Annotated in this window: 11 protein-coding genes; 7 read left to right on the top strand and 4 right to left on the bottom strand. The window is 42.6% G+C overall.

Going from position 1 to position 11,840, the window contains the following annotated elements; translation table 11 throughout:
- On the top strand, window positions 1-1,025 hold a 1,025-nt coding region (locus tag WBJ10_RS01715), incomplete at its 5' end, for an outer membrane beta-barrel family protein (protein ID WP_424287824.1).
- A gap of 191 nt (window positions 1,026-1,216) precedes the next feature.
- On the opposite strand, the gene WBJ10_RS01710 is transcribed toward WBJ10_RS01715, so the two are convergent.
- Entirely contained in the window at window positions 1,217-1,888 is a 672-nt protein-coding gene (locus WBJ10_RS01710) for an arylesterase (protein ID WP_424287823.1), read from the bottom strand.
- A 263-nt stretch (window positions 1,889-2,151) separates the two neighbouring features.
- Here WBJ10_RS01710 and WBJ10_RS01705 point away from each other — a divergent pair, with 263 nt between their 5' ends.
- From WBJ10_RS01705 to crcB, 3 genes are read left to right on the top strand one after another with little or no spacing between them, the layout of a single operon-like run.
- Window positions 2,152-2,871 carry an ABC transporter ATP-binding protein gene (locus tag WBJ10_RS01705; RefSeq protein ID WP_424287822.1) on the top strand — a complete coding sequence of 240 codons (720 nt, stop codon included), beginning with the start codon at window positions 2,152-2,154 and terminating at the stop codon, window positions 2,869-2,871.
- Entirely contained in the window at window positions 2,801-5,428 is a 2,628-nt protein-coding gene (locus tag WBJ10_RS01700) for an ABC transporter permease (protein WP_424287821.1), read from the top strand. Before WBJ10_RS01705 ends, WBJ10_RS01700 begins: the two co-directional genes overlap by 71 nt.
- Window positions 5,429-5,437: 9 nt before the next feature.
- On the top strand, window positions 5,438-5,803 hold the full coding sequence (gene crcB / locus WBJ10_RS01695; protein ID WP_424287820.1) for a fluoride efflux transporter CrcB: 366 nt from the start codon (window positions 5,438-5,440) through the stop codon (window positions 5,801-5,803).
- Window positions 5,804-5,833: 30 nt separating this feature from the next.
- Here the strand turns inward: crcB and ypfJ are convergent, their stop codons facing one another.
- The gene (ypfJ, locus tag WBJ10_RS01690; RefSeq protein WP_424287819.1) at window positions 5,834-6,685 is read right to left on the bottom strand and encodes a KPN_02809 family neutral zinc metallopeptidase; all 852 of its coding nucleotides are present in this window, start codon (window positions 6,683-6,685) and stop codon (window positions 5,834-5,836) included.
- Between the two features lie 87 nt (window positions 6,686-6,772).
- Window positions 6,773-8,305, bottom strand: coding sequence for a glutamate--tRNA ligase (gene gltX / locus WBJ10_RS01685; RefSeq protein ID WP_424287818.1), 1,533 nt, complete (start codon window positions 8,303-8,305; stop codon window positions 6,773-6,775).
- A gap of 137 nt (window positions 8,306-8,442) precedes the next feature.
- Between gltX and WBJ10_RS01680 the strand changes: the two genes are divergently transcribed.
- The 3 genes from WBJ10_RS01680 to WBJ10_RS01670 are packed head-to-tail and all read left to right on the top strand — an operon-like array spanning window position 8,443 to window position 10,563.
- Window positions 8,443-9,654: a sensor histidine kinase gene (locus WBJ10_RS01680; RefSeq protein WP_424287817.1), complete on the top strand. Its 1,212-nt coding sequence runs from the start codon at window positions 8,443-8,445 to the stop codon at window positions 9,652-9,654.
- Window positions 9,635-10,141 (top strand): DinB family protein, encoded by a 507-nt coding sequence (locus WBJ10_RS01675; protein WP_424287816.1) that lies wholly within the window; start codon window positions 9,635-9,637, stop codon window positions 10,139-10,141. Before WBJ10_RS01680 ends, WBJ10_RS01675 begins: the two co-directional genes overlap by 20 nt.
- Window positions 10,138-10,563, top strand: coding sequence for a hotdog fold thioesterase (locus WBJ10_RS01670; protein ID WP_424287815.1), 426 nt, complete (start codon window positions 10,138-10,140; stop codon window positions 10,561-10,563). Before WBJ10_RS01675 ends, WBJ10_RS01670 begins: the two co-directional genes overlap by 4 nt.
- Window positions 10,564-10,796: 233 nt before the next feature.
- Here WBJ10_RS01670 and WBJ10_RS01665 read toward each other — a convergent pair.
- A partial coding sequence (locus tag WBJ10_RS01665; RefSeq protein WP_424287814.1) for a sodium:solute symporter family transporter occupies window positions 10,797-11,840 on the bottom strand: 1,044 nt, incomplete at its 5' end.

Here is an 11,840-nt window from a genome sequence, read left to right as displayed (position 1 = left end):
AACGTGTAAGCAATTCCTGGCAGAACGATGCTGGAAGAAGTAATCAGTTTATCTACGATGAAAACGTAAACGCAGCTTACCTGAATCTTAATAAACAATATAAATCGACTAGCGTGCAATTGGGACTGCGCGCAGAGCAGACAAACTCAAATGGAAACTCCATTACTACCACAAAGAAAGTTGATCGTAGTTATCTGGACATCTTTCCAAGTGTATTCGTTAACCAGGCTCTGTCGAAGAACCATGACCTGGGAGTTTCGTATAGCCGCAGGATTGACCGACCGAGTTATGATGCGCTCAATCCCTTCGTGTTTTTCCTCGACCAATATACTTACAATCAGGGAAACCCATTTCTTAATCCACAGTATACGCACAATTATGAGCTCAGTTATAATTACAAGAAAACCTATAGCCTGACATTAAATTATAGTTTAACCAGAGATGTAATCACCCAAGTTATCCTTCCCGACACAGCGAAGAAAGCCTTGTTTCAAACCAATGAAAATCTCGACAAGCAGATCAATTACAGTGTGAATTTGAACGCCCCGGTTTCATTTAGCAAATGGTGGAGTACAAGCAACAATGCCTCGGTTTTTTACCTCGGTTTCCGTTCACCAAACCTTCGCGGCCAGGAGCTGAACTCAGGCCGGGTGGCTTTACAAGTAAACTCACAACATAAATTTATAATTAGCCCAAGCTTAACCGGAGAACTTACCGGGGATTATACTTCTCCTTTGGAATATGGAACTCTCAAGATCGGCTCACAATACGGAATTGATTTGGGACTGAGCAAATCATTTATGAATAAGAAGGCTAATGTCAAACTTGCTTTGAGCGATATATTCGATTCGAGGAAACAATATATTTCGAGTACGTATGAGGGACTCGATTATAATTTAGTTCAAAAGAATGAAACTCGCATAGGTCGTTTAACTTTTACCTACAGATTCGGTAAAAGTGAGATCAAGCCTGAACGCCGACGTTCAACAGGATTGGAAGACGAGCAAAGACGTATTAAAAATTAGTTTAGTTTAATTGGTTAGAAAGGTCCCGGTTGTAGAACGGGGCCTTTTTTTGTGCAATTAGATAATTAGAAAATTTGAGAATGAGCAAATTGGGAGGAGCGTAAATTGAAACAGGTCTTCTATGCCGTTTGGTAAGTAGGCAATTTGCTAATTTGCTAATTTCCTAATTCTCTAATTGGGTAATTCTCTAATTAAAGTACATCCTTCAATACCATCCACACATTCTCCGCCAAAATTTTATGCCCCTCAGCCGTAGGGTGAATACCATCAGACTGATTCAACTTAGGTACCCCCCCCACATTTTCAAGAAGGAAAGGAACGAGCGCCATATTATTTTTATCTGCTATCTTTTTGAAGATTACGCTGAATTCTGATGCGTATTTAGCGCCCATGTTAGGTGGAACCTGCATGCCGGTCATGATTAGCTTAGCTTCCGGATATTTTGCCTTAACCTGATCAACAATACTCTGAAGGTTATTTTCAGTTTCTGATACCGGAATACCTCTTAAGCCATCATTTGCTCCAAGTTCCAGAATGAACACATCGACTTTTTGCTTAAGGATCCAGTCAATTCGTGCTTTGCCTGCAGCTGTGGTCTCGCCACTCAGCCCCGCGTTAGTGACTTTATAAGGGAGGCCCAGGGAATCAATTTTATCTTCAATAATTGCCGGGAATGCTTCTTCCGGTTCGACTCCCAGGCCAGCAGTGAGACTATTGCCGAATATAAGAATGTTCTTTTTCTGCGTATTAACCTGTGCTGGCAGGCTGTCTTTAATAGTGGTTTCAGTTTTTTCATTCGTGCTTCCACCACATGACGCGAGTATAAATAGAGAGAAGGCGAGATATAAAAGGTTCTTAAACATAGTTTTAATTTAGAATCACAAAATTAAGCTTTCTGCCTGAGACATAACGTGTTTAAACCCTTAGTTCCTGTAACATCAAGCAGCTTTTTCTATCAAAACATTGTTAAACGGCAATATTTAGTTTGATTTCTGGTTATGGCCATCCTGTCTGTCGGCAGCATGTTCCTGTATCAGGGCGTAATTTTTTACAATACTCAAACTCCCAATATAACCAAATTCATTATTTTGCAAGAATGCATGGCATAACACCTAAAAACAATAATGTGGACATAATCCTGAACGTTCAGAATCTTACAAAAACATATCAGAGCGGAGGTAGCAGCTTAACTGTTCTAGATAATATAAGCTTCGCACTGGAAGCAGGATCGACCATGGCCATAGTGGGACCCTCAGGAAGTGGAAAGACTACACTTTTAGGACTTTGTGCTGGCCTGGACAGATCAAGTTCTGGTGTGGTAGAACTAAATAATATCAGGCTCGACAATCTAAGTGAAGACCAGCGGGCCGCGGTTAGAAACCAACATGTAGGTTTTATTTTCCAAAACTTTCAGTTACTTCCAACTCTGACTGCCATCGAAAATGTGATGGTACCTTTAGAACTTCGGGGAGAGAAGAATATACGCTCAAGGGCCGCTGATCTATTAGATAAAGTTGGGCTTGCGGATCGGGGACATCATTATCCAAGCCAGCTTTCTGGAGGTGAACAACAGCGCGTTTCTCTAGCAAGGGCTTTTTCCAATTCGCCAAAAATACTTTTTGCTGATGAACCGACTGGCAACCTTGATGCTGAGACCAGTGAGAAAGTGGTCAAATTGATTTTCGACCTGAATAAAGAGGCTGGCACTACCCTGGTTTTAGTTACTCATGATCTTGAGCTGGCAACTAAAACCCAGCGGATCATTCGTGTTAAAGGTGGGAATCTTATTTCCGACGATCCAACAGGCACAGAAATATTTGACCAAGCAGCTTATGCCGGACGATAAGATTCAACAGACAGGAGTGTCTAAACCCGGCCTAAACATTAGCTGGTTGGTGTTGATGGCATGGAGAGATAGCAGACGAAATCGTTCCCGTTTATTTCTATTCATTTCCTCAATTATTCTCGGAATTGCTGCTCTTGTGGCAATTTATTCATTCGAATATAATCTTCGGCAGGATATCGATTTGCAGGCGAAAAGCCTCCTGGGAGCAGATATGGTTATTGAAACCAATAAAACTGTTCAGAAAGATATTTTACCCGTGTTGATGGCTTTAGGTGATGAACGTTCGGAAGAAAGGACTTTCGCATCGATGGTATATTTCCCTAAGAGTGAAGGCACACGCCTGGTTAACGTTAAGGCGTTGGAAGGAGAATACCCCTACTACGGTGTAATTGAAACTACACCCGAGTCGGCCGGAAATTCTTTTCGCGATAAGCAGCATGCCCTTGTTGATAAAACCCTCATGCTCCAGTTTGATGCGAAAGTAGGGGATTCCGTTAAGGTGGGTGAGATCTCCTTTATGATAGCCGGGGTGCTTAACAAAGCGCCGGGCCAAACCGGGTTTTCGGCATCAGTTGCTCCCGTAGTATATATCCCTCTTCAATACCTCGATCAGACCGGATTGTCGCAAAAAGGCAGCCGCATTAACTATAACTTCTATTATAAGTTTGCAGACAATATTAACGTAGATGTGCTCGCTGAGAAGCTAAAACCGCGGCTCGATAAATCGGAAATGGATGCTGAAACCATTGAGTCTCGTAAGGAGAATACAGGCCGTTCATTTGAAGACATGACGGAGTTTCTTGCCCTGGTAGGATTTGTCGCTCTTCTGCTTGGATGTATTGGTGTGGCAAGTGCAATTCATATCTACATCCGCGAAAAGATTAATACCATCGCGATACTCCGCTGCCTGGGTGCAAGTTCCCGACAAGCATTTATAATATACCTCATTCAGATCGTCGGCATTGGATTAATTGGGTCATTGATGGGAGCCATACTTGGAACTTTTATCCAGCAATTGTTGCCAGTGGTTCTTAAAGACTTCCTGCCTGTAGCGATAACCGCGGATATTTCATGGTATGCTATTGCACAGGGCTTATTGCTTGGGCTGATCATTTCGATCTTATTTGCCCTCTTACCACTGGTTTCGGTTAGAAATATCTCACCGCTTAATACACTTCGTCTCTCCTTTCAGGAAACATCTCTTTTCAGAGATCCGGTGAAGTGGCTGGTATATTTCATTATCGTGCTTTTTGTCTTCGTTTTCACCTATCTTCAGATGGGGTCGATCATCAAGACTTTTTACTTCACGGGCGGTGTGCTACTGGCTTTTTTGGTTTTATCCGGGCTCGCTTACGCGATGATGTGGCTGGCGAGGAAATTCTTTCCTACATCATGGAGTTACTTGTGGCGACAGGGCTTTGCAAATCTATTCCGTCCAAACAACCAAACCCTGATCCTGGTGGTTTCGATCGGCCTGGGTACCGCATTTATATGTACTCTTTTCTTTGTTCAGGGAATTCTCATCAATCGCGTTACCATGTCATCAAGCAAGAATCAACCAAATATGGTATTGTTTGATATCCAGGGTGAGCAGCGCCAGGCACTTACAGATCTTACCAGAAGCATGAACCTTCCAGTTATTCAGGAAGTGCCTATCGTGAACATGAGAATGATCGCAATAAATGGCCGCGATGCTGCAAGCTTTAAAAAAGACAGCCTTGCCGGGAGTGCCAGAAGGGCTTTAGAACGTGAATATAGGGTTACTTACCGTGACAGTCTCAGCGATTCAGAAAAGATATTAGAAGGTAAATGGACTGGAACATCCACGCCAGGTGAGCCAGTTATCGTTTCCCTTGAAGAAGGCTTTGCGCGCCGTATCGAGGTAAAAATTGGCGACAAACTCACCTTTAACGTTCAGGGTGCCCCTTTGGAAACCGTTGTGGGGAGCATTCGAAAAGTGGATTGGAATCGTATACAAACTAACTTCCTGTTAATATTTCCCACGGGCGTTCTTGAAGATGCGCCGCAATTCCATGTTCTGCTTACTCGTGTCCCGTCGAATGAAATTTCAGCAAATTACCAGCGGGCAGTGGTAAAGACTTATCCTAATATATCGATGATCGATTTGGGGCTTGTTCTCAGTGTACTCGATGAGATACTTACGAAGATGGGTTTTGTCATCCGGTTTATGGCTGGCTTTAGTATCATAACCGGTTTAATTGTATTAATCGCCTCGGTGCTTATAAGTAAATATCAGCGCATCCGCGAAAGCGTTCTATTAAGGACCCTGGGTGCAAGCCGTAAACAAATCCTGGTAATCACAGCGCTTGAATACTTCTTCCTGGGAGCCCTGGCTGCCGGTGCAGGTATCGTTTTGTCATTGATCGCAAGCTGGGGATTAGCTAAATTTAGTTTTGAAACGAGCTTTACCCCTGATATTCTTCCTGTGTTATTGTTGTTTGTCTTAATTTCATCGTTGACAGTTTTAATTGGGCTGTTTAACAGCCGCGGGATACTTAATAAGCCGCCATTGGAAGTACTAAGAAGTGAAGTTTAAATGCAGGACATGAGACTTATATTATTGGTAGGACTTGGCAGCTTTATCGGAGGGGTTTCCCGCTACTTGATTTCGTTATTTATAGTCAACAGAGGCTTAATCGCTTTCCCATACGGCACACTTACAGTAAACATTGTAGGATGTTTCCTGATTGGAATTGTTTATGGAATTACGGAACGGGTTGGTATGACCAACGAATGGAGGTTATTTTTGGCGACGGGTATACTTGGCGGATTTACAACATTTTCAGCCTTTTCTTACGAAAGCATTTCCCTGTTACGAGACGGGCAAAGTGGTGCAGCTTTTCTCTACGTAATTTGTAGTGTGGTATTCGGACTATTGGCTACCTGGGCTGGAATGTCTGCAGCAAGTTAGCTTACACTAAGCTCATCAAAGGCCGTCCTTTTATAATTCGTTACTTGAAAAGGTATCCCCCTGACTAACATCTCCGGTTTCATAACCCTTTTTAAACCACTTCATGCGCTGAGCAGAAGTACCATGAGTAAATGAATCGGGTACTACGGTGCCCTGTGATTGTTTTTGTATTCTATCGTCGCCAATAGCGCTTGCAGCAGTTAATGCTTCTTCAATATCACCGTCCTCGAGCACGCTTTCACCATTCTGTTGAAGCTTTTGTATGTAATTAGCATACACTCCAGCGTAGAAATCAGCCTGTAGTTCAAGCTTGACAGACAAACGGTTATATTCTGTTTCACTCACCTGGCCACGCATTTGCTGTACCTTGCTTGAAGTGCCTAAAAGGTTCTGAACGTGATGTCCAACTTCATGGGCTATAACGTAAGCCATGGGGAAATCGCCCCCTGCACCAAAGCGGTTTTTGAGTTCTTGTTGGAATGTGAGATCCAGGTAGATTTGTTTATCTGTAGGGCAATAAAATGGACCGGTTGCTGAACTCGCAGAACCACATGCGGAGCTAACAGAATTATCGAAAAGTACGATAGTAGGTCTTTCATAAGACATACCCTGCTCCTGGAAAATTTTAGTCCATAATTCATCTGTGTCGGCAAGCACCACATCCGCAAATTTACCGGCATCATCCGACGGCGAGCCGGCCTTACCTTCCTGCTGTGTTGCTTCACCCAAGGGTAACTGGTTCAACAGCTGAGTCGCTTCCGGGCCGAAAATTAATCCTAATATCACTATGAGGATACCGCCGCCGCCAAGTGCCATTCCCCCGCCGCTCATTCCGCGTCGATCATCAATATTACCGCTTCCGCGTCTGCCTAACCATTTCATATAAATACATTTAGTTTTGGTTTAACACAGATGGAGAACCATTGTTTTAAACCGGAAAACTATCCTGATAATTAAGTAAGGAAGATATTAATTATTAAAAGCATTTAATGCTTTCATAATTCTGTTTTTGGTTTCCTCCTTGCCTAAAATAGACGCAATGTCAAACACTCCCGGACCAAATTTACCCCCTACCAGCATTATACGGAATGGAAGCATGACCTCCCCGATTTTTATGCTGCTTTCCTCTGCTAAAGTTTTAAAGGAAGCTTCGAGATATGTAGGATTCCATTGGTCATCGCTTAACGAATCGAATTTGATTATCAGATCGTTAAAGTATGAGGTTTTAGCGTCAGTCCATTTAGGTTTCACTGAATCCAGATCATACTGTTCTGGCGTCTGGAATAAAAAGGATGCCTGTTCCCAGAAATCCTGAAGATAGGTCATCCGCTCCTTAACCAGAGTGATCACCTGATCTAAGAATTCTTCATTCTTAACTGTTACTCCACGTTTCTCCAGATCGTCTAATATTTGGGGCCGGATGCTTGAAACTTCTGCCTTCTTAATGTATTCGTGACTAAACCATTTCGCTTTTTCAATATCAAATTTCGCCCCGGATTTGCTTACGCGTTCAATACTGAATTTTTCGATTAGTTCTTCCATACTAAAAATTTCCTGTTCTGTTCCATCATTCCAGCCCAGTAGCGCCAGCATATTCACGAATGCGTCAGGAAGAAATCCCATTTCGCGGAAACCTCTGGTTGTTTCGCCGGTTTTAGGATCAGTCCAGTTCATAGCATAAACCGGAAACCCTAGTCGGTCACCATCCCTTTTACTCAGCTTTCCGTTGCCATCCGGTTTCAGGATAAGGGGTAGATGAACCCATTCAGGCATGTCCTTTTTCCAGCCAAGGTATTCCCATAAAAGTATATGTACAGGTGCTGAGGGTAGCCATTCCTCGCCACGAAAAGCATGGCTGATTTGCATCAGGTAATCATCTACAACAACCGCTAAATGGTATGTTGGCATGCCATCAGCTTTCAGTAAAACTTTATCATCAACCAGGTTGGTCTCAAAACTAACATGCCCGCGTATCATATCGTGGAAATGCACAGTTTCACCGGGCAGCACTTTTATCCTGATTACATACGGTATACCATCTGCGATAAGCTGCTTTGTTTCTTCTTCAGATAGGCTCAAGGAATTACGCATTTTCATGCGATTCTCATGCCCATAGCGAAAGTTAGCTGATTGGGCACGCTGTTCTTCCAGATCTTCTGTAGTGTCAAATGCGTAATATGCAAAACCGTCTTTGACTAATTGCTCAGCATATTGCCGGTAATTTTTTTTACGTTCACTTTGACGGTATGGGGCAAAAGGGCCACCGTTAACAGGGCCTTCATCCGGATTTAATCCGCACCAGTTCAGGCAATCGATAATATATTGTTCAGCACCTTCCACATATCGGTTCTGATCAGTATCCTCGATACGGAGTACAAAATCGCCTTTATGCTGACGGGCAAATAAATAATTGAATAAAACGGTTCTTACACCTCCAAGGTGGAGCCCACCTGTTGGACTCGGAGCAAAACGTACACGAACTTTTTTGGTAATTTCAGACATGGGGGCAAAGATAGGTAATAATTAAGTTGAGAGTTGAAACTAGGTAAAAGGTAAAAGGTGAAAGGGAATAGCTCGTAATTTTTAACCGGAAAATAACCTGTTACTCTTTCCGTTTCCTTTTGTAATTTGCTTCCCGAATGAATCCTTACGAAAAAAAACGCCGCTGGAAATTTATATTACTTGCATTTGCTGTAATAATCGCAGGCTCTTCGCTTTGGTATACCGACTATTTGGTAAGGAATATTTCAGATGCGGAGCGGACCCGGGCAGAGCTTTGGGCCTTAAGTATGCGAAACATTATTGCTATGCCCGATGTGAATGATGAGTACATCACATTCATTTATAGCATGAGGGATAGTCTTGCAGTTCCGGCAATAGTAGCTGATTCTTCAGACAATATCATTACATGGAGAGGCCTTGATAGTACGAAAACCGACTTGCAGGAAGATACCGAAAGAACCTACGATCCTAAATATTTCCAGGCTCAACTTCGCCAGATGAAAAAGCAGCATCCTCAGCCCATCGTTCTTGAGCTGGACACGCGGAAATGGTTTGTCTACTACAAAGATTCAGTACTCTTAACCCAGCTTAGGGCTTTCCCGTATATTCAATTATCCGTTATCGCGATATTCCTGCTTGTGGCATATGGCGTTTTTAGCTCCTCCAGGAAATCAGAACAGGATCAGGTTTGGGTAGGGCTTGCTAAAGAGACGGCTCACCAGTTAGGTACTCCGATATCCTCGTTAATGGCTTGGGTAGAATTGCTCAGATCGCGGTTTAATGCTCCGGATGATCCTTTGATTATGGAGATGGAAAACGATGTTAAAAGGCTGGAGATGGTGGCTGATCGATTTTCCAAAATAGGTTCAAAGCCCGTGCTGCATAACCATGTAGTTTATGATGTTGTTGATGAATATATCAACTATTTCCGGGTTAGGGTAAGTGATAAAATCAAGTTTGAAATAGCGGGTGATGATCATGTCGAAGCGCTGATTAATGTGCCTCTATTCGATTGGGTGATTGAGAATATTCTTAAAAATGCAGTTAACGCTATTGATGGTCCGGGGCTGATTAAGGTCGACATACGTGAAAATCTGGTAAAGGAACAGGTGTTTATTGATATATGTGATACCGGATCCGGCATACCGAGGTTGAAGTTCGACACGATTTTCCAGCCAGGCTATACTACTCGTAAACGAGGTTGGGGATTGGGTTTGTCATTGACTAAACGTATCGTTGAGAATTATCATAAAGGCCATATTTTTGTAAAGGATTCTGAAATTGGAAAGGGAACAACTTTCCGCATTGTACTAAAATGTAATTTAACTTATGAAGCCACCACAAGCTGAGGAATACCCAATATTTTATCAGAAATATATCGACACTGTTAGTGAAAATGTTCTGGCCGAGCTGGAACACCAGGTTGTCGCATTTTCAACCTTTTTAAAAGGGATTTCATCAGACAAAGCGTGTTATGCATATGCTGATGGGAAGTGGACAATTAAGGAGCTTGTGGGGCATGTTATAGATACTGAACGTATTATGGCTTATCGCTTGTTAACCATATCCAGAAATGATAAGACGTCACTTCCCGGTTTTGACGAGAATGAATATGTAAGTCATGCGCATTTTTCCGAAAGAACCTTAGAAAGCCTGGCCGACGAGTTTGCCACCGTTCGCAGGTCCAATATGTACCTTATTAAATCACTAAATGAGGAGCAAGTTAACATCAGTGGACTTGCCAATGGGTCCCCGATCAGCGTCCGGGCATTAATCTACATCCTTGCCGGCCATTTAAATCATCATCGCAAAATTATAGAGGAAAGATATCTATGATTTGGTTCAGGGAATATAATGTTCAGGAACTCAATGGCCGTCCCCAAAATCATTTAGGGGCCTTGCTGGGTATTGAATTCATGGAAATAGGCGAGGATTTTCTCGTTGCCCGGATGCCGGTTAATGAAAAGACCCATCAGCCCTATGGTATTTTGCATGGCGGAGCATCCGTAGTGCTCGCAGAAACCCTCGGAAGCGTAGCATCCAGTATGGCTATTGATTGGAATAAATATATTGGAGTCGGGCTTGAAGTAAATGCAAATCACCTTCGGCCTGTAAAGTCTGGATTCGTTACCGGAGTTTGTAAATTCTTACACATCGGAGGCAAAACACATGTGTGGGATATAAAAATTTACGATGAACGCGGTAAAATGAATTGTATAAGCCGGCTTACTGTTGCGATTATCCCGAAACCCCAATAAATTATTTGGTTTTAGTACCTTATAAAATCTTTAAAATGTGGCTTCCTATCATTATTTGGAAGTTTTAATTGCCATTTTCTTCACAACGACATCCCCGAATTAAATGAATTTCAAAAACTTACAAAAAAAAAGAGAACATTTTTAAACAACGATGGTTTAATGAGATAGGACTCCACAGGGGTCCGTTGTGATAAGGTTTAGGTTGGAACCCCCGCGTAACAAGCGGGGGTTTCTTAATTTACGCCCGCCTGGACTTTATTTCTTTGGTTCTGTATTAGCTGGATCACTTGAGAAATGATCATTACTAGTAAACAGCCCAAAACATTCAACCATAAAAAGGCCATAAAATCCAGCCACCAGCAAGCAAATACAATCACCTCGGTAATAATTGCCGCCAGAAAAGTTGCTGAGCCGCCTATTTTCTTCAGATAAAAAGCCACCACAAAGATTCCGAGAATCGTACCGTAAAAGAGTGAACCCAGGATATTGACCGCTTCAATCAGGTTACCCATTTTACTGGCGTACAATGCCATGAAAATGCAAAATATGCCCCACACCACCGTTGACCAACGCGAAACAGAAAGATATTTTTCATCCGATCCTTCTTTATTAATCATGCGCTTATAGATATCAATTACTGTGGTAGAGGCAAGGGAGTTTAAAGCGCCGGCAGTCGATCCCATCGAAGCCATAAAAACTATGGCGATCAGTAATCCGATTAGGCCTTCAGGCAGGTATCGTGTCACAAAACTCAAGAAAACGTAGTTATTGTCATTTGTGTCAGCTTCCGGATCATTTTTGACCATCAGGTCGACAGCTTCTTTACGAATAGATTTGGTTTTTTCGTCCGCCGCCTGCAATAGTACGCGTTGGGAATTTATCGCCTTTTCATCATTTGCGTCAAGTGCCGCTTCAAGACGATTAACTTCTATTTGTTTGTTCTTAAAAGCATCAGCGTAATCGCTTTTTATGCGGTTAAGTTCCGGAGCGTATTGGCTTTGTTCAAGCTTTCCAAGTTCATATCTGTTGAAAAAGACAGGGGGCTGATGGTATTGATAAAAAGTAAATACCAAAACACCGATAAGCAAGATTAGAAACTGCATCGGTATTTTCACCAGGCCATTCATCAATAATCCCAAACGGCTTTGGCTTACGGAAGAGCCTGTGAGGTATCGCCCAACCTGGCTTTGGTCAGTTCCAAAATAGGATAGCTGCAGGAAAAACCCGCCGATAAGGCCACTCCAAACCGTATATTGGTTATTCCAGTCGAACTTAAA

The organism is Daejeonella sp. (genome assembly GCF_049655485.1).
Classification (GTDB): Bacteria; Bacteroidota; Bacteroidia; order Sphingobacteriales; family Sphingobacteriaceae; genus Daejeonella.
The sequence above is the reverse complement of the archived record's forward strand: the minus strand, read 5'-3'. Positions and strand labels throughout refer to the sequence as shown.

Coding starts and splice junctions, on each gene's coding strand:
- WBJ10_RS01670 (WP_424287815.1), top strand. CDS start 10,138: ATGATTTGGTTCAGGGAATATAATGTTCAGGAACTCAATGGCCGTCCC.
- WBJ10_RS01675 (WP_424287816.1), top strand. CDS start 9,635: ATGAAGCCACCACAAGCTGAGGAATACCCAATATTTTATCAGAAATAT.
- ypfJ (WP_424287819.1), bottom strand. CDS start 6,685: ATGAAATGGTTAGGCAGACGCGGAAGCGGTAATATTGATGATCGACGC.
- crcB (WP_424287820.1), top strand. CDS start 5,438: ATGAGACTTATATTATTGGTAGGACTTGGCAGCTTTATCGGAGGGGTT.
- gltX (WP_424287818.1), bottom strand. CDS start 8,305: ATGTCTGAAATTACCAAAAAAGTTCGTGTACGTTTTGCTCCGAGTCCA.
- WBJ10_RS01680 (WP_424287817.1), top strand. CDS start 8,443: ATGAATCCTTACGAAAAAAAACGCCGCTGGAAATTTATATTACTTGCA.
- WBJ10_RS01710 (WP_424287823.1), bottom strand. CDS start 1,888: ATGTTTAAGAACCTTTTATATCTCGCCTTCTCTCTATTTATACTCGCG.